The following is a 21,690-nucleotide window of genomic DNA, read 5'->3' on the forward strand; positions in this document are numbered from 1 at the left end:
AATCAGATGAACCGTCCTTATACTATTATAGTTTCAGAAGTAACTGTTGATGGTAAATTAACTTTAAGAAGAGGATATTCTTCTAAAGAGATTATGCAGTTTATGGATGAAGAAGCAACAAGATATTTACATCAGATTAGAGCAAAAGTTGATGGTATTATGGTTGGAGCAGAAACAGTAAGAACAGACAATCCATTTTTAACAGTTAGATATGTAGAAGGTAAAAATCCAACAAGAATTATTCCAACTTCAAGGGCAGATATTCCTTTAGATGCAAATATTTTACAAAAGCATGCACCAACTATAATTATTACTACTGAAAAAGCACCTGAGGATAAAGTTAAGGCTTTAGAAGAAAAAGTAGAAGTTATAAGATGTGGTGAAGATAAAGTAGATTTAATAAAAATGATGGATATTCTATATAAAAAAGGAATTAAAAATTTAATGGTTGAAGGTGGAGCTACTTTAAATTGGCAACTTTTTAAATATGGATTAGTAGATGAAGTTAGATTAATACATATGCCATTTATAATAGGAGGAAAAGATACTCCAACTTTAGTAGATGGAGAAGGTTTTAAATCCTTAGATGAAGTTGTAAAACTAAAATTAAGATCACACTTTTTAAGAGGTTCCCATTTAATAACAGAATGGGAGGTAAAGTTTGAAGATTAAACTTCTTTATTTTTCTTCTATAAAAGATAAATTAAAAAAATCTTCTGAAGAGTTAGAAATAAAAGATAATTCTTCTATAAATGATTTAATAAATATATTAAAGGAAAAATATCCTCAAATTAGCCAAAATCTTGATAATGTAATGTTTGCAGTAAATGAAGAATATCAAGATAAAGAATATATTTTAAAAGATGGAGATAATGTGGCAGTAATACCACCTGTAAGCGGTGGATAATGTTTGAATCTTTACTTCTTTCTAAGAATCTATTTGAAGTAATTCTTTTTTTTAGTCTTGGATATTTTTCAAGAAAAACAAAATTTCTTCCAGAAGAAACTTCTGATTATTTAGTAAAATTTATAATTAATATAGCATTTCCAGCTCTTGTAATTTATAACATATATTACTTACATATAACTAAAAATCTTTTATTTATTATAATTTCTGGCTGGTTTGTTATATTTTTTTCAATATTTATATCATATTTTATTGGGAAACTATTAAAACTTAATAAACCTTCTCTTGCTACATTTATAATGATGTCAACATTTGGAAATACTTCCTTTGTAGGTTTCCCTTATTTAAAAGCTTTTCTTGGTGAAGAAAGCTTAAAATATGGAGTAGTTTTTGATCAGCTTGCATCTTTTTTACCTGTTTCTTTACTTTCTGGATTTATTTTGGCTTATGGAAGTGGCAAAAAAGCAAATATTGATATAAAAAAAGTAATTACTTTTCCACCTTTTATAGCTCTTATTTTTGGATTTTTAGTAGCTCAATTTCCAGTTCCCAAATTTATTTTAAATTCTTTAAAGGATATTGGAGATACTGTAATCCCCCTTGCTATTTTTTCAGTTGGAATGAATTTAAAACTTTCTTTTGCTCTTTTTGAAAAAAGAAATGTTTTTTTTATACTTTTAATAAAGATGATATTTGTTCCTTTATTGGTTTTAACAGTCTTAAAAATTTCAGGAATTAATCTATCTATCCAATTAAAAACATTTATGTTAGAAATATCTATGCCTCCAATGGTTTTAGCATCTATTTTAGTTATAAATGAAAAGTTAAATAAAGATATGGCAGTTTCTGCTGTTGGAATTGGTATTATAATTAGTTTTATAACTCTTCCTTTTATTTATTATTTAATGGAGAGTATATAAATGGAAATATACTTAGATGGTGCTGCTACAACAAGAGTTTTTAATGAAATTGTTGAATCATTACCTACCCTTACAAAAAGATATTATGCAAATCCAAACTCTATCCATTTTGCCGGACAAGAAGTAAAAAATAAGATAGAAAAAGTAAGATTTTTAATAGCAGAAACTTTAAATCTAAATTATGAAGATATAATATTTACTTCTGGGGCAACAGAAAGTAATAACACAGTTCTTAAATCATTGTTATTTAGTAATAATGAAAAAGATGAAATAATTGTATCTCCTATTGAACATAAATCAGTTTTAGTTCCAATAAAATTTTTAGCAAAAAATGGATATAAAATAAGATTTTTAAACCTAAATAAAAATGGCTTAATAGATATAGATGACTTAAAATCTAAAATAAGTAAGAAGACTGCTTTAGTAGCAGTAATACATGGAAATAATGAAACAGGGGTTATTCAAGATATAGAAAGCATAGGAAAAATTTGTAAAGAAAAAGAAATTCCATTTTTTTCAGATATAGTTCAAACTTTTTTAAAGGAAGACATAAATGCAGAATATATTGATTTTTTATCAGTTTCTGGACATAAAATAAATGCTTTAAAAGGAATAGGCTTTTTATATAAAGGAAAAGATATAACTCCTTTACTTCATGGTGGAGGGCAAGAAGAAGGCTTTAGAAGTGGAACTCAAAACACAACAGGAATATTAAGCTTAGGTATGGCAATAGAAAAATGGATAGAAAATAAAGAAAAATATAGAAATATGCTAAAAAAATTAAGAGATAATTTTGAAGAAAAATTAAAAGAAAAAATACCAGATATTGAAATTGTTAGTGAAAATACAAAAAGAGTTTCACATATATCAAATATTATTTTCCCAAAAGTTGATGCTCAATCAATGCTTTTAGCATTAAGTAGTAAAGGGGTTTATGTTTCTTCTGGTTCTGCTTGCTCAAGTGGAACACCTACTCCTTCTCATGTTTTACTTGCTTATGGATATAGTGAAGAAGAAGCTTTAAGATCTTTAAGATTTTCATTTGATATTTTCTCTACTGAAGAAGAAGTGGATATAGCTGTAAATATTATTTATGATACTTTTAAAAATCTTTATGAGCTTCTTTAATTTTCTTGGTCTGTTTCAAAAAATCTAAGTATTTTCTCTGCTACTTTTTCAGGATCAATATTATATTTATTTTCTTTTATTAATCTTTTTAATATCTCAATTTTTTCTTTTTTTTGCATATTTTCCTCCAAAAGAATTTCTTCCAATTTTTCTATATCCTCATCAGATAATTTTTCTTTTAAAAGCTTTTTTATTTCTTTTTTATCCAAAAAAAGAACCTTTTTTTAAATTGTTAAATAGATTTTCGGTATAATATATAAATTCTTAAGAGGTTAAGATATGATATTATCCATAGATACTTTTTCTGAAGTTTTAGGTTTAGCTCTTTTAGATAGAGAAAATAAGGTAAGGTTTTTTGTAAATTATTATAAGCCTAAACCTTTTTCAGAAAGTATAATAACTGAGATTGATAGGCTTTTTAAAGAGTTTGAAATTAATAAAAAGGATTTAAAAGCAATAGCTGTAAATAAAGGTCCCGGTGCATATACTGGTCTTAGAATAGGTATTACAGCTGCTAAAATTATTTCTTATGCTCTAAGTATTGATATTTATTCGTATGAAAGCCTTTATACAATGGCATATAGATATAAACATTTTAATGGAAGAATAATATCTACCATTTATGCAGGAAAAGGGGAAGTTTACATTCGCAAATTTATATCTAATGGAAAAGATTTAAAACCTTTAACTGAAAATTTATTAATAAAAAAGAAAGAACTTGATAAATATATAGATAAAGATGCTTTAATTATACAAAAAAATCTAAATGATCTTTTACAAAATGCTAAAGCTTTAAATACTTCTTTAGCATTAGATGGCCTTTTTTTAAGTTTAGAAAAAAATCTTAAAGAAAATCCTTTTACTTTAGAACCTGTTTATTTAAGAAAGGCTTAAATCTTTTATTTTTTAAACTAATAACCTAAAAATAGAAAATATGCTGGCACCAATCAGTTTGATAAATCAGAGATTTATGGTGCCTACAGCCATTGATATAGCTTCTAATAAAGTTAATTTTTTTTCAGAAGATTTTGTCTCCCCCATATTATTTAAATCTCCATTTTTTGTTTAATTAAACATCTAAATTTCTAACTTCTTTTGCATATTTCATAATAAACTCTTTTCTTGGTTCTACTTTTTCTCCCATTAATATTGAAAATACTTCATCTGCCAATGCAGCATCTTCTATTGTTACTTGAAGTAATCTTCTTGTTTTTGGATTCATTGTTGTTTCCCATAATTGTTCAGGATTCATTTCTCCAAGACCTTTATACCTTTGTAACTCAACTCCAGAAAATCCAATATCCCATACAGTTTCATAAAGATTTTCAATACTATCTATTATTTTTAAGTTTCCTTTATGTAAAATTTCTATAGGAAAATCTCCTAACTTTTCTTTAATCTCTTTATTTAGCTCTATTAATCTTCTATATGCATATGATGTTAAAAACTCAGTATCAATTCTTATTGTTAAAAGGCCAAACTTTTCTTTTTTCTCAAAAATAATATCAAAATCTCCTTCTAACTGATCTTGCTCGTACCATATCTCAAAATCTGATATTTTCTCTTTTAGCTTTTCTACTATCTCTTTTACTTTGCTTTCATTTAGTAAATCTTCTTCATTTATTTTTAACTCTAATAAGCTTCTTATAACATTTGGATTTCTTTTTTTAGTTATATTTTTAAATATCTCATAATACTCTTTTGCTTTTTTGATAATATCTTTTATTTGTGACCTTGTAATTTTTAAATCTTTAAACTCAATCTCATCTAATGCTAAATCTATAATTATTTTTGCAAGTTCTTCATCATCTTTTACATATATGGTAGTTCTTCCTTTTTTTAATCTATAAAGAGGTGGCTGAGCAATATATAAGAACCCATTTTCTATAATTTGTGGAAAATATCTATAGAATAAAGTTAGAAGAAGAGTTGTAATATGCGAACCATCTACATCAGCATCTGCCATAAGAATTATTTTATGGTATCTAAGTTTTGATAAATCAAAACCTTCTTCTCCTTCTTCTGTTTGTAGTCCTATACCTGTTCCTATAGCATTTATTATTGATCTTATTTCTTCATTAGAAAGTATTTTATCTATTCTTGCTTTTTCTACATTTAAGATTTTACCTTTTAATGGAAGTATTGCTTGATGGATTCTATCTCTTCCTTGTTTTGCTGAACCTCCTGCACTTTCTCCCTCAACTATGAAAAGCTCACATTTTTCTGGATCTTTTTCTGAACAGTCTGCAAGTTTTCCTGGTAAAGAGGTATCTTCTAAGAATGATTTTCTTCTTGAGATCTCTTTTGCTTTTTTTGCTGCTTCTCTTGCAACTGCCGCTTCTATAGCTTTTTCTGCAATTTTTGTAGCAATATCTTTATTTTTATCAAAATATTCCATTAAATAATCAGAAACTACACTTTCAACTATATTTTTTACTTCTTGATTTCCAAGTTTTGATTTTGTTTGTCCTTCAAACTGTGGTTCCGGTACTTTTACAGATATTACAGCTGTTAACCCTTCTCTTAAATCTTCACCTCTAATTCCACTTTTCAGTTCCTTAGGAAGTCTCATTCCTGAAAGGGTTTTATTCATTGATTTTGTTAAAGCAGCTCTAAATCCTGCTACATGTGTTCCACCTTCTACAGTTTTTACATTGTTTACAAAACTTTCAATTACTTCGTTATAGCTTTTTGTATATTGGAAAGCAACTTCAACAATTACTTTATTTTTTTTATCTTTTATATAGATAACATCATCAAATAAAACATCTTTTGCTTGATTTAATACTTTTACAAAATCTTTAATACCTTCGTTATATAAAAATTCATCTTCTAAATCTTTTCTTTCATCTTTTGCAAAAAATCTTACTCCCGGATTTAAGAAAGCAAGCTCTCTAAGTCTTTTTGAAACTGTATCATATTTAAATTTTGTAGTTTCAAATATTTCATCATCTGGTTTAAATGTAACTTTTGTTCCTCTTTTATGGGTTTCTCCTACCACTGTTAAAGGTTTAATAACTTTTCCTTTTTCAAACTCCATTCTGTAAATTTTGCCATCTTTATATACTTCAACAACAAGCCAGCTTGAAAGAGCATTAACAACAGATGCACCTACACCATGAAGACCACCTGAATATTCATAAGCTTTTTTGGAAAACTTACCACCTGCTCCAAGTTTTGTAAATACCATTTCTACTGCAGGAAGCCCTGTTTTTGGATGGATATCCACAGGAATTCCTCTACCATCATCTTCAACTGTAGCTGAACCATCATCATGAAGTATTACAGATATATTTTTGGCATAACCTGCCATTGCTTCATCTACTGCATTATCAACAAGTTCCCATATAAGATGGTGAACTCCTCTTTCTCCTATATCTCCAATATACATTGCAGGTCTTGCTCTTACATGATCAAGACCTTCTACAACATCTATAGCCTCTGCACTATACTTTATTTCTTCTGTCATTTCTTACCTCTTTTTTTTAATCTATATCCATAGGCATAATTATTGCCTTATATTTTTCATTTTCAATAGGCTGTACTACAGTCTGTCCTTTTGGATTTGTAAATTTCATACAAAATTTTTCTTCATCTATAGGCTCTACTGCATCTATTACATATTTGGCATTAAAACCAATTACAAATTCATCTCCTTGATAATCTATATCAATTTCATCTACTGCTTCTCCATATTCTTGAGAAAAACTTCTTAATGTTAATTTATTATCATTTAGTATAAATTTAACAGGTTTAGTGTCTCCTTCTATAACTGCAGATACTCTCTTTACTGCATCTATTAGCTGCTTTTTATCTAATAAAATCTCTGCTGTAAATTCAGAAGGGAATACCTTAGTATAATCAGGGAATGCTCCTTCAAGTAGTCTACTCATTAATATCCATTCTGGTGTTTTAAAAAATATATACTGTTCTTCTACTGCTATCTTTACATCTTCCATTCCTGTTAAGAGTTTTCTTAATTCATTTAAAGCTTTTTGAGGGATTATAGCTTCAACAGGATTTTCTATATTACCTGTTTTTTCTACTGTATAAAGGGCTAATCTATGACCATCTGTAGCAACAAAATCTATTTTATCATCTCTACTTTTTAATAAAACTCCTTGAATAGCATATCTACTTTCTTCTTTTGAAACACAATAAAGGGTTTTTCTTATGGCATTTTGGATCTCATCTCCTGAAATAATAAATGATAAATCTTCTGGAAATTCTTTCATTTGAGGAAAATCTTCTACATTAGCTGTAGGTAAAGAGTATTTAGTTTTACCTGATTTTATTTTTAATGTATTTCCTTCTAAGCTTATATTAACTTTATCTGTAGGAAGTAATCTTGATATGTCTGTAAGTCTTTTTGCATTAACACATGCAGAACCTTCTTCTTCTACTTGAGTAAACACAGAAAGCCTTATATGAGTTTCAAGATCTGTAGCCTCTATTATTAGTTTATTGTCTTCAGCCTTTAAAAGAAAGTTTGATAATATAGGAAGAGCTGATTTTTTTTCTGTAGCAGAGATGGCTTTTTTTAGTATATTTTGTAAATCTGTTTTGTCTATTATTATCTTCAAAGGAAAAGCCTCCTAATTGATATAATTAATATTTTATCATACTCAAATAGGTGTTAAAATAATTAAACTTAGGTAATTAAATAGAGAGGGCTATATTGTTTACAAAGATTCAAGAATCTAAATGGTTAAAAGCTATTCTTTTTATAACAACATTTGCATTTGTAGGAACTGGGTTTGTAGCTTTAATAGTTTATAAACTTTCTGGTGAAATTTCAGGGGTAGCACAAGTTAATGGTATTGATATAACTCCTCAAGAGTTTATGTATGAAGTAAATAAAGTAGAAGCTCAACTACAAAATCAAGGACAAGATATATCAGCTTTTAGAAAGATTATATATTCTCAAGTTCTCAATAATATAATTGACAGAGAACTTTTATATCAGTTTGCAAAAAAAGAAGGAATAGATGCAAAAGATGATGAAGTGAAAATGGTAATTGTTAGTATTCCTGCATTTCAAAAAAATGGAAAATTTGACCAAAATTTACTTATAAATTATCTCAAATCTGCAGGTATATCAATGCAACTTTTTGAAGAGATATTAAAAAAGCAATTAACTGTAGGACATATTGTATCTATGTTAAAAGCAGGATTTTATATTACAGATTATGAGGTAAAAACCATACTTGAAAAATATTTTTCTACTATAAATGGAGAAATTTTAATTATTAAACCTACAGTTAAAGTTTCTGAAAAAGAGATTAAAGATTATTATGAAAAAAACAAAGATAAATTTGCAGAAAAAGAAGGCAAAAAAATAAAAGTTTATAAAATACCTTTATCTGAAAAAGAAAAAGCACAACAGATTTTTACAAGTTTAAAATCAGGTAAAAAAGTAGAAGAAAAAGCCTATTTTGATGGATTATATTTAAAAGGTGAAACTACTAATTTACCAAAAGAAGTTATTAAGGCGTTAAACAATCTATCTGAAAACTCAAAGATAGAGTTTGTAAAAACAAAAGATGCTTTTTATCTTGTTTATTTTGAAGGTACTAAATCTATTCCAGCATCTTTTGATAAAGTAAAATCTAAAATTGAAAATATCCTAAAAGCTGAAAAAGAAAGAAAAATTGCTAAAGATATAAAACAAAAGTTAGAAAAAGAAAAGTCTAGTTCTTTAGAAGAAATTGCAAAAAAAATTAAAAATGCATCAGTCAAAATAGAAAAATTAAATAATGTTAAATATACACAGCTTCAAATAAAATATTTTATTAATTTAGAGGATATTAAAGACTTAATTAAAAAAGGAAAAGGTATCTCTAAACCATTATTAGCTGGAAATAAAGTTTTAGTTGTAAAAATTGATAAAATAAATCCACCTTCTAAAGAAGAGTATGAAAAAATAGTCAAATCTATAAAGCCACAGATAGAAAATCAAAAGTTTCAAGATATTATAGATATGCTTGTTAATAAACTTAGAGATGAAGCAGAAATAAAAATAAATAAAAGATATTTACAATAATGGAAAAAACACCATATGCAACTGATTTTTTATGGCATCAGATAGAACTTGGATATAAAGAGATAAGGAAACAGAAATATAAAAAACTAATAGAAAAATTTTTATTTAATGAAGAGTATAGAAAGAAACTTGAAAAAAAGAAAGATTATAGAGGAAGAGATTATGAGGGTGGAATGCTTGAAGCAACTGCCTCTTTAGTATCTTTATCTTTATGTATATATGATAACTATCCAGAAATAGATATAGATCTTTTATTAACAGCCTTTATTTTATATGGATTTTGTTCTATTTTTAATAAAAAGGAGTGTTTTGAAAAAATTAAGGAATATGAGGAGGTAATACCTTTCTTATTTAAAAAGCAAAGGAAAAAGCCTTCTATAGAGCTTACAATTTTTGAACAGCTTATTAAATTTGATAATAAAGTTATTGTTAAATTAAGGAGGTAATTTTTATGGAAGGGAAACTATTTGACAATGGAACACACCAAAATCTATTGCTAGAAGATTTTGGACATGGTGAAATGGTTCAAGCTAATGTTCATTTAATTGTTGATAATGGTAGAGGTATGATTTTAGACCCTGGAGGACACAAAGTTTATAAACATTTAATTGCTGAAGTTGGAAATATTATTGGAGTAAATAGTCTTGATTATATTTTCTTATCCCATCAAGACCCAGATATTGTAGCAGCTGTAAATGGATGGCTTATGACTACAAAAGCTATAGCAATTACTCCTAAACTATGGCTTAGATTTATTCCACACTTTGGTGTTGATAGATTTGTAATAGATAGACTCAAAGGAATAGATGATGAAGGTGGAATAATTAGGCTTGGAGGAAGTGAGCTTTATATTTTACCTGCTCATTTTATGCATTCACCGGGGAATCTTCAAATTTATGATCCAGTTTCAAAAATACTTTATTCTGGTGATTTAGGGGCATCCTTAGGACAAGATTATATATATGTTGAAGATTTTGAAAATCATATCCAGTATATGGAAGGATTCCACAGAAGATATATACCTACAAATAAAGTTTTAAAAACTTGGGCAAAAATGGTTAGAGATTTAGATATAGAAATTATAGCTCCTCAGCATGGTGCAATTTTTAAAGGAAAAGATATGGTAAATAAATTTATAGACTGGATTGAAAATATAGAATGTGGAATTGATATTATGGAAGATGTTTATAAAGTACCTAGTAATAAACTTGAACTATGATTGAACATTATTCAGTACTAAAAAATGAAGTAATTAATTTTTTTAAACTTATAGAAAGTAAAGAAGAGTATATATTAGATGCAACAGTGGGAGGAGGTGGGCATTCTTATTTTATATTAGAAAATTTTCCTGAAAAAAAAATTATAGGAATTGATAAAGATGAGTATGCACTAAAAAGAGCAAAAGAAAGATTAAAAGAGTTTGAAGGTAGATTTATTCTTGAAAAATCTGCATTCAAAGATTTAGATAAAGTCCTTGAAAAATATAATATAGAGAAGTTAGCAGGAGCATTATTTGATTTTGGAGTTTCCCATTTTCATTTAAAAACAGAAAGGGGCTTTTCTTTTCAAAGAGAAGAGCCTTTAGATATGAGAATGGATACATCTCAGGATTTAACTGCCTATTATGTAGTTAACTACTATCAAAAATGGCAACTTGAGAAAATATTAAAAGAGTACGGCGAAGAAAGATTTGCAACTAAAATAGCAGAAAATATAATAAAAGAAAGACAAAAAAATAAAATAGAAACTACAAAACAACTTGCTGATATAGTCTATAAAACTTATCCTCCTAAGCTAAGACATAAAAGAATCCATCCAGCAACAAAAACATTTCAAGCTATCAGAATAGAAGTAAATCAAGAACTTGAAGAAATAAAAGAAGCAGTTCCAAAAGCAATAGAAAGACTTGATAAAGGTGGGATAATCCAATGTATATCTTTTCATTCCTTAGAAGATAGAATTGTAAAAAATATATTTAAAGAGTACAAAAAATTAAAGGAATTAGAAATTTTGACGAAAAAACCAATTACTCCAACAGAAGAAGAGGTTAAAGAAAATCCTGCTTCTAGGAGTGCTAAATTAAGGGCAGGGAAAAAGTTATGATAAAAGACTTAGTTTTAGATTTAAAATCAGATTATAAGATAATAAAAAAACAGATAAAATATTTGCTATTAATAGTGTTAATAGCTATTCCTTTAATCATATATAATAATGATTTTCTTAAATTAGAAGAAGATATAACTAAACTTTCATCTGAAAAAAGTTATCTTCAAACAAAAAATATTAAACTTAAAGAAAAAATAAGCATATTATCTTCTCCTAAAAGAATATCTTATATAGCAAAGAAAAAGTTAAAAATGAAAAAAGTTGATTTATCTAAGGTTAAATTTTTAGATTCTAAATGAATGAAAAAAAAGTAAAATTTTTTAGTTCAATAATATTATTAGTATTTCTAATTATCATTGTTAAACTATTTTATATCCAAATATGGCAAAGAGATAAATTAATAAAATATATAGAAAATCAATATTACTCTAAAAAAAATATACTTCTTCCACGAGGTAAAATTTACGATAAAAAAGGTAATATCCTTGCAATTAGTATTCCAACAATTACAGTTTATGCTATTGGTAAGTATATAAAAAATAAAGAACTACTTGCTGAAAAACTTTCTCCAGTCTTAAAAATGTCAAAGCAGTATATTCTTAAAAAACTAAATTCTGAAAATTATGTAGTAATTGCAAGGAATTTAGATAAATCCTTAGCTGATAAAATAGAAAAAATAAGGAAAGAAACAAAAGAATGGAATTTAGGAATTCTTGAAAGTTCAAAAAGAGTGTATCCTTTTGGGAAAATAGGAGGTGCTAATATAGGCTTTGTTAATAAATATACTGGAAAAGGACAAGAAGGTCTTGAAAGAAAATTTAACTCTATTTTAGGTGGCGGATATGGAAAGATTTTATTTATGAGAGATGCAGTAGGTAATCCAATTACAATTATTTCAAAAGAAAAAAATGAAAGTAAAGATGTAGTTTTAACTATAGATTCAAATATTCAATATATGGCTGAAGAGGCTTTAAAAAAACTTGTAAAGTTGAGAAAACCAAAAGAAGCTTTAGTTTTAATTATGAATCCCAAAACTGGAGAAATTTTAGCAAATGCAGTCTATCCTTCTTTTGATCCAAATCATTATAGTAAATATAAATACAATAATATAACTTTTAGGTCTGCTTATGAAATAGGTTCCTTAGCAAAACCTTTTGTAGTAGCTGAGGCTTTAGATTTAGGAGTAGTAAAAGAAGGAGAAATTATTGACGGTAGAAATGGAATAATATATGTAGATGGACAACCAATAAAAGATCATAGAAGATTTGGTAAAATTTCATTGGAAGATGTTATTATACATTCTTCAAATGTAGGAGCTATAGATATAGCTTTAAGAATTCCTACTGAAAAGTTTTATAAAATTTTTAAAGAAGTAGGATTTGGCCAAAAATTTGGAGCATTTCCAGGAGAAAGCAAAGGAATCCTTCGAGAATATAAAAGAGATGTAGATAAAGCTTATTTTGCAATAGGTCAAAACTGGATAGCTACACCTATTCAAGTTGCAGTTGCCTATTCTGCTATAGCAAATGGTGGCTATGTTGTAAAACCTACCTTCTTAAAGGAAATTAAGGATAAAGATAAAATAGAAAAAAATAAGCCTGTTGTCTTAAGAAAGGTTTTTAGTAATAAGTCTTTAAAATGGTTAAAAAAAGTTTTAACATTAGTAGTAGAAGAAGGTACCGGACATAAAGGTAAATCCAAATATTATACAATTGCAGGAAAAACAGGAACAGCCCAAAAGTATGATCCTAAAACCAAAAAACTTTCAGATGAAAAATTTAATGCATGGTTTGCAGGATTTTTTCCAGTTGAAAATCCTAAATATACAATTGTAATTTTTGCCAATGAGCCTAAAAAAATAAAAAGATGGGAACAGATAGGTGGAGGAGCTGTATCTTCAGTTGTCTTAAAAGAATTAATAGACAGACTTATGTTTTATTCTAAAGTAAAACCTGATAAAAATTAATTAAATATTTACAAACTTTATATAAGCTTTATTGTCTTTATATTCTAAACAAGAAATTCCTGTATTATCATGTCTAAAAGACCATAAATTTTCAAGGCCTAACTGAGTTTCTATACATATTATCCCTTGTATTGAGCCACCATGCCCTACAATAAGAACATTTTCTTCTTTTTCTTTTTTTATCTGATTTAAAAAATCTTTTAATCTTTTTTCAAAATCTATACATTCTTCTTGATTTGGCAAAGGACAAGCAACAGGATTTTTTAGCCAGTTATCCCAATCTTCTTTTTTTGTTTTAAAAATATAATCATAGCCTAACCCTTCCCACTGACCAAAATGCATCTCTCTAATTCTTTCATCAACTATTGGCTCTATTCCTAAAATATCTCCTATAACTGTAGCAGTTTGATATGCTCTTCTTAAGTCAGAAGTATATATTTTTTCTATTTTATATTTTTTTAATTTTTCTCCTGCAAGTCTTGCTTGGAAAACACCTTTTGGTGTTAAAAATGTATCTATATGTCCTTGTATTATCTTTTTTGCATTATATTCACTTTCTCCATGTCTACATAAATATAAGTTTTTAAGCATTTGAATCCTCTAAAATATAAGATACAGGAACTTCATCACATTGATTGAACTTTACACAATGTATACATTCAGTCCATACTTTTTGAGGAAATTCAGATTTATCTACAATCTTAAATCCAAGTTTTTCAAAAAACTGAGGAACATAAGTAAGAGCAAATACTCTTTTTATTCCAAGATCTTTTGCATCTTCAATACATTTCTCAACAAGCTTTTTACCAATACCTTTTCTTTGGACATCTTCTTTTACTGCTAAGGATTTTATTTCTGCTAAGTCTTCCCAGTATACATGTAAAGAAACAACTGCTTTTATTTTCCCATCTTCTTCATAAACATAAAAATCTCTAATATTTTCATATATAGAGTTTAAACTACGAGGAAGGAGAATGCCTTTTAAGGCAAACTCCTGGAGTATTTGAAAGATCTGTTTTGCATCTTTAACTTTAGCTTTTCTTATCAACTTTTTCCTTTAACTTTTCAAATCCTACTATTGCTATTGGGAAGACTTGATCTATATGATCAACAAATCTAAGATCTAAATCTTTTCTTACAAATGGTGGTAAATCTTCTAATACTTCATCTTTATTTTTTTCTGGAAGTATTACTGTTTTTATTCCTGCTCTTTTCGCCGCAAGTATTTTTTCTTTTAATCCTCCAACTGGTAAGACATGACCTCTTAATGTAATTTCTCCTGTCATAGCTACATCTGAGCTAACTGGAAGTTCTGAGAAAATTGAGAATATAGCTGTTGTTATTGCTATTCCTGCTGAAGGTCCATCTTTTGGAATTGCTCCTGCTGGTACATGAATATGAACATCGTATTTATCAAAATCTTCTGGATTAATTCCATACTCTTCTGCTTTTGATTTTACATAAGATAGAGCTGTTCTTGCTGATTCTTTCATTACATCTCCAAGAGAACCTGTAAGAATAAGATTTCCTTTACCTTTCATCTTTGTTGCTTCTATTTTTAAAACTTCTCCACCAACTTCTGTCCAAGCTAATCCTTGAACAACACCAACTTCATCTTTTCTTTCTTTTTCAGGAACATAGATAGGTGCTCCAAGAAATTTTTTTACAACAGATTTTGTTATTTTGTACTTTTTCTTTTTACCTTTTAAAGCTATTTCTTTTGCTATTTTTCTTAATATCTCATTAATTCTTCTTTCAAGACTTCTAACACCTGCTTCTCGTGTATATCCTCTAATTAAAAATTGAAGTCCAGGTCTTGTAAATTCTACTAAGTTTTTATTTATTCCTGTTTCTTTTAACTGTTTTGGAATAAGATATTTTTCTGCTATATGTAATTTTTCTTCTTCTGAATAACCAGGAATTCTAATTACTTCCATTCTATCAAGTAAAGGTCTTGGAATAGTATCTATTCTATTTGCAGTACATATAAACATAACTTCTGATAAATCAAATGGAACTCCAAGATATAAATCTACAAACTCTTTATTTTGTTCTGGGTCTAAAACTTCTAAAAGTGCAGAGGCAGGATCTCCTCTAAAATCCATTGCCAATTTATCAACTTCATCAAGCATTATTACAGGATTTTTAGTTCCTGCTTGTTTTATTGCCTGTATTATTCTTCCTGGCATAGCTCCAACATATGTTCTTCTATGGCCTCTAATTTCTGCCTCATCTCTAACACCACCAAGGGCAATTCTTGTAAATTTTCTTCCTAAGGCTTTTGCTATAGACCTTCCAAGAGATGTTTTCCCTACTCCTGGTGGCCCAACAAAACAAAGTATTGGTCCTTTTATCCCTTTTCCTTTTCTTAATTTTTGTATAGCAAGATACTCTATTATTCTTTCTTTTACTTTTTCTAAATCATAATGATCTTCATCTAATATTTTTTGTGCTTTTTTTAAGTTTAATATATCTTTTGTTTTTTTATTCCAAGGAAGTTCAACAAGCCAATCTAAATATGATCTAATTACACCTGCTTCTGCAGAATCAGGATGCATTTTTTCAAGTCTTTTTAACTGCTTTAATGCCTCTTCTTCTATTTCTTTTGGCATTTTAGCTTCTTTTATTTTCTTTTGATACTCTTCTATCTCTTCTTGTCTTTCATCTTTTTCACCAAGTTCTTCTTGTATTGCTTTTATTTGCTGTCTTAAGAAGTATTCCCGTTGATCTTTTTCCATTTGCTCTCTTGCTGCATTTCTTATTTTTTGCTGTACTTCCAGAAGTCCAACTTCTTTAATTAAAAGATCATGAACCTTTCTTAATCTTTCTATAGGATCTATTATTTCAAGAATTTCTTGAGCTTCTTTTGACTGAATATCAAGAACAGAAGCAACTAAATCTGCAAGTCTTCCTGGTTCATCTACTGATTTAATAATACTTATAAGATCTGGTAAAATTTGCTTTCCATATCCAACTGCTTTATCTAATAAATCTTTTACAGAATGTATTAAAGCCTCTACTTCTAAACTTTCTGTATATTCTTCATCTTTATCTAAGATTTCAACCTGAACTTTATAAAGATCATTCTCTTTTATGAATTTTTTTATCTTTCCTCTTGCAACACCTTGAACAAGGATTTTAACTCTATCATCTTCAAGTTTTACCATTCTAAGAATTGTAGCAACTGTTCCTATTTTGTAAATATCATCTTCTTCTGGTGTTTCTATATCTTTTTCTTTTTGTAAAGCTAAAAATATATATCTATCATTATTTTCTATAGCTTCTTCTATTGCATTTATAGAAAATTTTCTTCCTACAAAAATAGGAAACACCATATATGGAAATATAACTAAATCTCTAATTGGAAGTAGTGGATATTCTTCTGGTAAATTTTCTTTTAACTCTTCTTCTTCAAAAGGAATTGTCATAAATTACCTCCTATAACTTATCTTTATTTTTATTCTACTATCTATTAATATCTCATCTTTTATTTTTGGGGCCTTAATTATTAAAACTCCTTCTTTATATTCTGCTTTTGCTTTTTCTATGTTTATTGGTTGTGGAAGACTTAATTTCCTCAAAAATTTTCCCTTGTATCTTTCTATAAGAATGTATTTACCTTCTATTTTTAATCCTGCTTTCACACCTTTAATAATTATCTGCTTTTCATCTCCATAAATTTCAAAACTTTCTGGAATTACAGATGGACAATCCATAATTATATAATAATTTTCACCATCATCTAAAATATCTATTGGAAATGCTCCATTTCTAATCATAATTTCTCCATTTATGTTTTAATCTTTATAAAATTATTTAATTCCTTTTTTCTAAGTTGTCCACATGCAGCAGATATATCTCTACCTTTACTCCATCTAATAAATGCAGAAATATTATAATCCCAAAGTATTTTTTGAAACTTTTCTACAGATTTGTCATCTGGTCTTTGAAAATCTGTTTCTTCAAATGGATTAAATGGAATTAGATTAACTTTATATCTTTTTTTATTTTTACCTATAAGTCTTGCAAGATTATGTGCATCTTTTTCTGAATCGTTAACTCCTTTTATTAAAACATACTCAAGCATTATTCTGTATCCTGTTTTAAATGGTAAAGAGTTTAATGTTTTCATTAAGTCTTCAAGGGTATTTGTTTTGGAAATTGGCATAATATACTCTCTTGTTTTTTGATCTGCTGCATTTAAAGAAACTGCAAGTCTTACTTGAGGAAATTCTGGATCTTCATACATCCTATTTATTTGAGCAAGAATTCCTGAAGAAGATATTGTTATTTTTCTATTTGATAAATCAAGCATGTTTTTATCTGTCATTATCTGAACTGCTTTTTTTACATTATCATAATTTGCAAGTGGTTCTCCCATACCCATAAAAACAACATTTGATATTCTGTTTTCATTTCCTACAAATCTTTGAACTAAAAGATACTGATCTATTATTTCTGCAGTTTCAAGATTTCTTATTAAACCATCTTTTGTTGTATAACAAAATTTACATCCTACTGCACATCCTACTTGTGTAGAAACACATATTGTATTATGCTCTCTTTCAGGTATAAATACTGATTCTATTGTATTTCCATCTTTTGCTCTCCATAAAAATTTAATACTTCCATCTAAGTTTGATTTTTCAAAAGAAACAAGCTCTAAACTATCAAACTCTGTATTTTCTTTAAGATAATTTCTAATATCTTTTGATAGATCTGTCATCTGATCGTAAGAGGAAACTTTTTTGTTATAAAGCCATTTAGCTATCTGCTTTGCTCTAAACTTTTGCCATCCTCTTTCTTTTACCCAGTTTTCAAGCTCTTTATAATTAAAATTCTTTAAATTTATTTTCTCCATCTAATTTACCTCAACTTATAATTTTTTCTATTAAGTTTTTCCATTTTTTTGCAGTTTCTTCTATTGAATATCTTTTTGCTGTTTCTATAGCATTTGTAGATAATCTTTTATATTCTTCCTTAGAAAGATTTAACATCTTTTCCATTTTTTTTGTTAAACATTTATCATCTCCAACATTGCAAGTAAAACCATTTTCATTATCTTTCAGATATTCTCCTATTCCACCTGCAAGAGTAGATAAAACTACTTTCCCTGAGGCCATTGCTTGAAGTAATGCTCCTGCAATACCTTCTGAATTAGATGCTAAAACAAAAAAATCAGATGCTTGATGTAGTTTTTCTACATCATTTCTAAAACCAAGTCCAATTACTTTATCTTGAAGATTAAAATCTTTTATCATCTTTAAAGCTTCTTCTGAATCTGTTTTATGGCCTACAAGTAATAATTTACAATTTTTACAATTTAAATTTTTAAAAGCTTTTAATAATATATCCTGTCCTTTTCTCCAAGGTTGGAAATTAGCTACATTTATAAAAACTTTTTCATTTTCTTTTATCCCAAGTTTTTTTCTATACTCTTCTCTATAATCTGAAACAGGTTTAAATCTTGATAAATCTATTCCACTTTCAATTACTTCAAGTTTTTCTGGATAAAAATTTTTCTCTTTTAAAAGTTTTGCTACATCCTTTGAAACAACAACAATTTTATCAGCCCATCTATATTTAAGATATTTTGATATAAAAGAAGGCACATAACCAGAACGGCGCATTGCTATAAGTTTTGGCTTTTTCTTTAAAAATGGATAAACTGCAACAACATAATTAAAAGACCAAGATGAATTTGCAACAACTACATTATAATTTCCATCTTCTATAATTTTTTTTAATCTTTTGTAATTTTTAATATCAAATCTTCTTTTACTTCCTATATCTTCTTCATAAAATCTTAAAGGAACTACATTTTCAAGCCTTTCTATCATCTCTTTATGATCAAATGCAAGGGCAAGCTCTGTATGAAAATATTTAGAAAGATGTTTTGTAATTAGATAAGTCTGTTCTTTTGTACCGCACCATCCATGACTATCTATTACTTCTAAAACTTTAATATTTTTCAATAAATTATCCTTTTAAGATGATATAATTTGATTTAAAAATTATATCAAGGAGTGGAAATTGCAATCAAAAACTATTTTAGTTACAGGTGCAGCAGGTTTTATAGGTTGGAAAACTGCTGAACTTTTATTAAAAGAAGGACATTTTGTAGTTGGAATTGATAACATGAACCATTACTATGATGTTAGGCTGAAAGAATGGAGAAAAAAACAGCTTGAAAGTTATGATAATTTTAGATTTTTTGAGGTAGATATAGAAAATCTTGGTGCATTAAAAGTTTTATTTGATAGTTTTAATTTTGATGCAGTAATAAATCTTGCAGCAAGGGCAGGTGTAAGATACTCAATAGTAAATCCACATGTTTATCTTGAAACTAATGCTCATGGAACATTAAATCTTTTAGAGTTAATGAAAGAAAAAAATATTAAAAAGATGGTTCTTGCTTCAACTTCTTCACTATATGCAGGACAACCTATGCCATTTAAAGAAGATTTACCTGTAAATACGCCAATTTCTCCTTATGCTGCATCTAAAAAGGCAGCAGAAGTTATGTCTTATACATACCATTATTTATATGATATGGATATATCAATTCTTAGATACTTCACAGTTTATGGGCCTGCAGGAAGACCTGATATGAGTATTTTCAGATTTATAAAATGGATAGATGAAGGAAAACCTATTCAGCTTTTTGGTGATGGTTCTCAAGCACGAGACTTTACTTATGTTGATGATATAGCTAAAGGTACAATCCTTGCATTAAAACCTTTAGGATATGAGATTATAAATCTTGGTGGTGGAAAAAATCCTATATCTTTAAAAACTTTAATTGAAAAAATAGAAAATCTGCTTGGTAAAAAAGCAAAAATAGATTATAAACCTTTTAATAAAGCAGATATGATGGAAACTTGGGCTGATATAGAAAAAGCAGGGAAGCTTTTAGGCTGGAAACCTGAAATAGATATAGATAAAGGATTAAAAAGAACTGTTGATTGGTATTTAGAAAATAAAGATTGGGTTAAAGATATATCCTTAGAAGAAGGCTCATAAGCCTTCTATAATCTGTGGAAGCTGGGAAACAATCATTCCATTTGTAGCAACAAAATCTGCTCCAACTTCTTTTGCTTTATTTGCTAAATCTGTTCTTGTATGTCCACAATATCCTATAACCTTTATCCCTCTTTTTTTTGCTCCAGGAATAATTTTAAATGGATCATTTGATCTACTTTCAAGATTTATTAATAAAATATCAGGTTTAATCTCATCAAACTTTTCAAAATTTTCTTTAAAAAATGCAACTATTTTTGTATCGTATCCTGCTGATTTTGAAATACTGCTTATTTTTGAGTTTAACATAAGATTTTCATCTATTATTAATACTTTCATTTTATCTCCTTTATTTAATTATTAATTCTCCCTTTGTTGGAAAAATTCCTGAGCAGTATGGACAGGTAAATAAAACTTTACCTGGATAAACCATCTTAACTTTTACTTGCTTTGTTTCTCCTTTTTTAATATTTTGAACCATCACATCATAAGGTGGTAATATATAAAAACAATGCCCATAAACACTTTGTGAATAATCGTCTCCAATTCCTTCATCAAGAGCTTTTATTCTAAATAATACTACCTGACCTCTTTTAACTTCAATATGATTTGGATTATATCCATTTTTAGAAACTTCTATATTTATAACAACATCTGGCTTTTCATCAGTATTTTTTGAACAACTAAATAAGATATTAGCCAATAATATCAAGATTATTGTTATATTTCTCAAGCTCATTTTTCAACTCTTTTATTTTCTTTTCTAATAATCTTTTCTTTTTTGGATTTTTTTCTTTACTCTTTTTTTCTTCTAAAACTTTAATTTTTGATAATATTTCTAACCTTATATCACTATAAGGGTCTGCATAGCTAAAAGTAAAAGAAATAAGTAATAAAATTATTAAAACTTTTCTCATTTTGTAGCCTCTTTTTTTAAATCTTCAAAAACTTTTTTTATTTTTTCTTTAAGTTCCTCTATGCTTCCTGTGTTTTCAATTACAATATCTGCATATTTTAATTTTTCTTCAATAGGCATTTGGGAATTTATTCTTGCCAAAGCTTCTTCTTTTGAAAATCCTTTTTTTATAAGCCTTTCTAACTGAATTTCCTTTGGTGAATAAACAACTATAACCTTATCATAATCTTTATATAGTTTGCTTTCTATTAAAAGAGGGATTTCTGCAATTATTACTGCATTTTTATCTTTTCTTTCCACCTCTTCTATAAATCTTTTTATTTCTTTTCTAACTTCAGGATGGATAATACTTTCTATCTTTTTCTTTTTTTCTGGATTTTTAAAAATTATATCTGCTACTTTCTTTTTATCTATTTCTCCATTTTTATCAAAAATATTATTTCCTAAAACCTTTGAAAGTTTTTCTTTTATATCTTTTCTTTTTAAAAGCTTATGAACTACTTTATCTGCATCTATTACATACGCACCAAAATCTTCAAAAATTTCTGAAACAGTTGTTTTTCCTGTACCTATTGAGCCTGTTAATCCTATCTTTAAAGCCATTGATACCCTTTAAGTTTTGTTAATGCTTTTTATGTTAATATTTTTTAGATATATATTCAATAAATAATAAAATGGAAAATA

The 21,690-nt window shown here is 27.5% G+C and carries 25 protein-coding genes; 12 read left to right on the forward strand and 13 right to left on the reverse strand.

Annotated elements, in window-relative coordinates; genetic code table 11:
* Positions 1-6 precede the first annotated feature (6 nt).
* The 4 genes from CLV39_RS05005 to CLV39_RS05020 are packed head-to-tail and all read left to right on the forward strand — an operon-like array spanning position 7 to position 2,955.
* On the forward strand, positions 7-672 hold the full coding sequence (locus tag CLV39_RS05005; protein ID WP_121923147.1) for a 2,5-diamino-6-(ribosylamino)-4(3H)-pyrimidinone 5'-phosphate reductase: 666 nt from the start codon (positions 7-9) through the stop codon (positions 670-672).
* A complete protein-coding gene (gene moaD / locus CLV39_RS05010; RefSeq protein WP_211325062.1) occupies positions 662-907 on the forward strand; it encodes a molybdopterin converting factor subunit 1 in 246 nt (81 codons plus the stop codon). Before CLV39_RS05005 ends, moaD begins: the two co-directional genes overlap by 11 nt.
* A complete protein-coding gene (locus CLV39_RS05015) occupies positions 907-1,827 on the forward strand; it encodes an AEC family transporter (RefSeq protein WP_121923148.1) in 921 nt (306 codons plus the stop codon). Before moaD ends, CLV39_RS05015 begins: the two co-directional genes overlap by 1 nt.
* Positions 1,828-2,955 carry a cysteine desulfurase family protein gene (locus tag CLV39_RS05020; protein WP_121923149.1) on the forward strand — a complete coding sequence of 376 codons (1,128 nt, stop codon included), beginning with the start codon at positions 1,828-1,830 and terminating at the stop codon, positions 2,953-2,955.
* Here the strand turns inward: CLV39_RS05020 and CLV39_RS05025 are convergent.
* Positions 2,952-3,164 carry a flagellar biosynthesis anti-sigma factor FlgM gene (locus tag CLV39_RS05025; RefSeq protein WP_121923150.1) on the reverse strand — a complete coding sequence of 71 codons (213 nt, stop codon included), beginning with the start codon at positions 3,162-3,164 and terminating at the stop codon, positions 2,952-2,954. The two genes, CLV39_RS05020 and CLV39_RS05025, sit on opposite strands and share 4 nt — an antisense overlap.
* A 70-nt stretch (positions 3,165-3,234) precedes the next feature.
* Here CLV39_RS05025 and tsaB point away from each other — a divergent pair, with 70 nt between their 5' ends.
* Positions 3,235-3,849, forward strand: a complete 615-nt coding sequence (tsaB, locus tag CLV39_RS05030; RefSeq protein ID WP_121923151.1) for a tRNA (adenosine(37)-N6)-threonylcarbamoyltransferase complex dimerization subunit type 1 TsaB — start codon at positions 3,235-3,237, stop codon at positions 3,847-3,849.
* Positions 3,850-4,024: 175 nt separating this feature from the next.
* On the opposite strand, the gene gyrB is transcribed toward tsaB, so the two are convergent.
* Both gyrB and dnaN read right to left on the reverse strand, forming a co-directional pair.
* Positions 4,025-6,424 carry a DNA topoisomerase (ATP-hydrolyzing) subunit B gene (gyrB, locus tag CLV39_RS05035; protein ID WP_170145608.1) on the reverse strand — a complete coding sequence of 800 codons (2,400 nt, stop codon included), beginning with the start codon at positions 6,422-6,424 and terminating at the stop codon, positions 4,025-4,027.
* Between the two features lie 16 nt (positions 6,425-6,440).
* Positions 6,441-7,538 carry a DNA polymerase III subunit beta gene (gene dnaN, locus CLV39_RS05040; protein WP_121923152.1) on the reverse strand — a complete coding sequence of 366 codons (1,098 nt, stop codon included), beginning with the start codon at positions 7,536-7,538 and terminating at the stop codon, positions 6,441-6,443.
* 95 nt (positions 7,539-7,633) lie between these two features.
* Here dnaN and CLV39_RS05045 point away from each other — a divergent pair, with 95 nt between their 5' ends.
* Genes CLV39_RS05045 through CLV39_RS05070 form a run of 6 tightly spaced genes read left to right on the forward strand, consistent with a single transcriptional unit; the run spans position 7,634 to position 13,070 of the window.
* Complete coding sequence (locus tag CLV39_RS05045) at positions 7,634-8,998, forward strand: peptidylprolyl isomerase (protein WP_121923153.1); 1,365 nt, start codon at positions 7,634-7,636, stop codon at positions 8,996-8,998.
* Positions 8,998-9,444 carry a hypothetical protein gene (locus CLV39_RS05050; protein ID WP_121923154.1) on the forward strand — a complete coding sequence of 149 codons (447 nt, stop codon included), beginning with the start codon at positions 8,998-9,000 and terminating at the stop codon, positions 9,442-9,444. The genes CLV39_RS05045 and CLV39_RS05050 overlap by 1 nt, the downstream gene beginning before the upstream one ends.
* Positions 9,445-9,449: 5 nt before the next feature.
* Positions 9,450-10,217: an oxygen-binding di-iron domain-containing protein gene (locus tag CLV39_RS05055; RefSeq protein ID WP_121923155.1), complete on the forward strand. Its 768-nt coding sequence runs from the start codon at positions 9,450-9,452 to the stop codon at positions 10,215-10,217.
* Positions 10,214-11,101, forward strand: a complete 888-nt coding sequence (gene rsmH / locus CLV39_RS05060; RefSeq protein WP_121923156.1) for a 16S rRNA (cytosine(1402)-N(4))-methyltransferase RsmH — start codon at positions 10,214-10,216, stop codon at positions 11,099-11,101. The genes CLV39_RS05055 and rsmH overlap by 4 nt, the downstream gene beginning before the upstream one ends.
* Entirely contained in the window at positions 11,098-11,403 is a 306-nt protein-coding gene (locus CLV39_RS05065; protein WP_121923157.1) for a cell division protein FtsL, read from the forward strand. The genes rsmH and CLV39_RS05065 overlap by 4 nt, the downstream gene beginning before the upstream one ends.
* Positions 11,400-13,070, forward strand: coding sequence for a peptidoglycan D,D-transpeptidase FtsI family protein (locus CLV39_RS05070; RefSeq protein ID WP_121923158.1), 1,671 nt, complete (start codon positions 11,400-11,402; stop codon positions 13,068-13,070). Before CLV39_RS05065 ends, CLV39_RS05070 begins: the two co-directional genes overlap by 4 nt.
* Here CLV39_RS05070 and CLV39_RS05075 read toward each other — a convergent pair whose 3' ends face one another.
* From CLV39_RS05075 to CLV39_RS05100, 6 genes are read right to left on the reverse strand one after another with little or no spacing between them, the layout of a single operon-like run.
* A complete protein-coding gene (locus CLV39_RS05075; RefSeq protein WP_121923159.1) occupies positions 13,071-13,661 on the reverse strand; it encodes a histidine phosphatase family protein in 591 nt (196 codons plus the stop codon).
* Positions 13,654-14,118, reverse strand: a complete 465-nt coding sequence (locus tag CLV39_RS05080; RefSeq protein WP_121923160.1) for an N-acetyltransferase — start codon at positions 14,116-14,118, stop codon at positions 13,654-13,656. Before CLV39_RS05080 ends, CLV39_RS05075 begins: the two co-directional genes overlap by 8 nt.
* On the reverse strand, positions 14,102-16,498 hold the full coding sequence (gene lon / locus CLV39_RS05085; RefSeq protein ID WP_121923161.1) for an endopeptidase La: 2,397 nt from the start codon (positions 16,496-16,498) through the stop codon (positions 14,102-14,104). Before lon ends, CLV39_RS05080 begins: the two co-directional genes overlap by 17 nt.
* Positions 16,499-16,501: 3 nt before the next feature.
* Entirely contained in the window at positions 16,502-16,849 is a 348-nt protein-coding gene (locus tag CLV39_RS05090) for an Hsp20/alpha crystallin family protein (RefSeq protein ID WP_121923162.1), read from the reverse strand.
* Positions 16,850-16,860: 11 nt separating this feature from the next.
* Positions 16,861-17,931, reverse strand: a complete 1,071-nt coding sequence (gene rlmN / locus CLV39_RS05095) for a 23S rRNA (adenine(2503)-C(2))-methyltransferase RlmN (RefSeq protein WP_121923163.1) — start codon at positions 17,929-17,931, stop codon at positions 16,861-16,863.
* A 10-nt stretch (positions 17,932-17,941) separates the two neighbouring features.
* A complete protein-coding gene (locus tag CLV39_RS05100; protein WP_245960317.1) occupies positions 17,942-19,045 on the reverse strand; it encodes a glycosyltransferase family 4 protein in 1,104 nt (367 codons plus the stop codon).
* Positions 19,046-19,103: 58 nt separating this feature from the next.
* Between CLV39_RS05100 and CLV39_RS05105 the strand changes: the two genes are divergently transcribed.
* The gene (locus tag CLV39_RS05105; RefSeq protein WP_121923164.1) at positions 19,104-20,093 is read left to right on the forward strand and encodes an SDR family NAD(P)-dependent oxidoreductase; all 990 of its coding nucleotides are present in this window, start codon (positions 19,104-19,106) and stop codon (positions 20,091-20,093) included.
* Here the strand turns inward: CLV39_RS05105 and CLV39_RS05110 are convergent.
* From CLV39_RS05110 to coaE, 4 genes are read right to left on the reverse strand one after another with little or no spacing between them, the layout of a single operon-like run.
* Positions 20,088-20,429 carry a hypothetical protein gene (locus CLV39_RS05110; RefSeq protein WP_121923165.1) on the reverse strand — a complete coding sequence of 114 codons (342 nt, stop codon included), beginning with the start codon at positions 20,427-20,429 and terminating at the stop codon, positions 20,088-20,090. The two genes, CLV39_RS05105 and CLV39_RS05110, sit on opposite strands and share 6 nt — an antisense overlap.
* A 10-nt stretch (positions 20,430-20,439) precedes the next feature.
* Positions 20,440-20,829, reverse strand: a complete 390-nt coding sequence (locus CLV39_RS05115; RefSeq protein ID WP_121923166.1) for a cupredoxin domain-containing protein — start codon at positions 20,827-20,829, stop codon at positions 20,440-20,442.
* Positions 20,786-21,007 (reverse strand): hypothetical protein, encoded by a 222-nt coding sequence (locus tag CLV39_RS05120; RefSeq protein WP_121923167.1) that lies wholly within the window; start codon positions 21,005-21,007, stop codon positions 20,786-20,788. The genes CLV39_RS05115 and CLV39_RS05120 overlap by 44 nt, the downstream gene beginning before the upstream one ends.
* A complete protein-coding gene (gene coaE, locus CLV39_RS05125; RefSeq protein ID WP_121923168.1) occupies positions 21,004-21,609 on the reverse strand; it encodes a dephospho-CoA kinase in 606 nt (201 codons plus the stop codon). Before coaE ends, CLV39_RS05120 begins: the two co-directional genes overlap by 4 nt.
* Positions 21,610-21,690: the final 81 nt, after the last annotated feature.

The organism is Hydrogenothermus marinus, from assembly GCF_003688665.1.
Classification (GTDB): Bacteria; Aquificota; Aquificia; order Aquificales; family Hydrogenothermaceae; genus Hydrogenothermus; species Hydrogenothermus marinus.

Bases quoted from the DNA above. Each gene is read 5' to 3' on its own strand.
- rsmH (WP_121923156.1), top strand. From the start codon at position 10,214: ATGATTGAACATTATTCAGTACTAAAAAATGAAGTAATTAATTTTTTT.
- lon (WP_121923161.1), bottom strand. From the start codon at position 16,498: ATGACAATTCCTTTTGAAGAAGAAGAGTTAAAAGAAAATTTACCAGAA.
- CLV39_RS05120 (WP_121923167.1), bottom strand. From the start codon at position 21,007: ATGAGAAAAGTTTTAATAATTTTATTACTTATTTCTTTTACTTTTAGC.
- rlmN (WP_121923163.1), bottom strand. From the start codon at position 17,931: ATGGAGAAAATAAATTTAAAGAATTTTAATTATAAAGAGCTTGAAAAC.
- CLV39_RS05110 (WP_121923165.1), bottom strand. From the start codon at position 20,429: ATGAAAGTATTAATAATAGATGAAAATCTTATGTTAAACTCAAAAATA.
- CLV39_RS05055 (WP_121923155.1), top strand. From the start codon at position 9,450: ATGGAAGGGAAACTATTTGACAATGGAACACACCAAAATCTATTGCTA.
- CLV39_RS05015 (WP_121923148.1), top strand. From the start codon at position 907: ATGTTTGAATCTTTACTTCTTTCTAAGAATCTATTTGAAGTAATTCTT.
- CLV39_RS05065 (WP_121923157.1), top strand. From the start codon at position 11,098: ATGATAAAAGACTTAGTTTTAGATTTAAAATCAGATTATAAGATAATA.
- CLV39_RS05050 (WP_121923154.1), top strand. From the start codon at position 8,998: ATGGAAAAAACACCATATGCAACTGATTTTTTATGGCATCAGATAGAA.
- CLV39_RS05115 (WP_121923166.1), bottom strand. From the start codon at position 20,829: ATGAGCTTGAGAAATATAACAATAATCTTGATATTATTGGCTAATATC.
- CLV39_RS05090 (WP_121923162.1), bottom strand. From the start codon at position 16,849: ATGATTAGAAATGGAGCATTTCCAATAGATATTTTAGATGATGGTGAA.
- CLV39_RS05020 (WP_121923149.1), top strand. From the start codon at position 1,828: ATGGAAATATACTTAGATGGTGCTGCTACAACAAGAGTTTTTAATGAA.
- gyrB (WP_170145608.1), bottom strand. From the start codon at position 6,424: ATGACAGAAGAAATAAAGTATAGTGCAGAGGCTATAGATGTTGTAGAA.
- CLV39_RS05075 (WP_121923159.1), bottom strand. From the start codon at position 13,661: ATGCTTAAAAACTTATATTTATGTAGACATGGAGAAAGTGAATATAAT.
- tsaB (WP_121923151.1), top strand. From the start codon at position 3,235: ATGATATTATCCATAGATACTTTTTCTGAAGTTTTAGGTTTAGCTCTT.
- CLV39_RS05070 (WP_121923158.1), top strand. From the start codon at position 11,400: ATGAATGAAAAAAAAGTAAAATTTTTTAGTTCAATAATATTATTAGTA.
- coaE (WP_121923168.1), bottom strand. From the start codon at position 21,609: ATGGCTTTAAAGATAGGATTAACAGGCTCAATAGGTACAGGAAAAACA.
- CLV39_RS05005 (WP_121923147.1), top strand. From the start codon at position 7: ATGAACCGTCCTTATACTATTATAGTTTCAGAAGTAACTGTTGATGGT.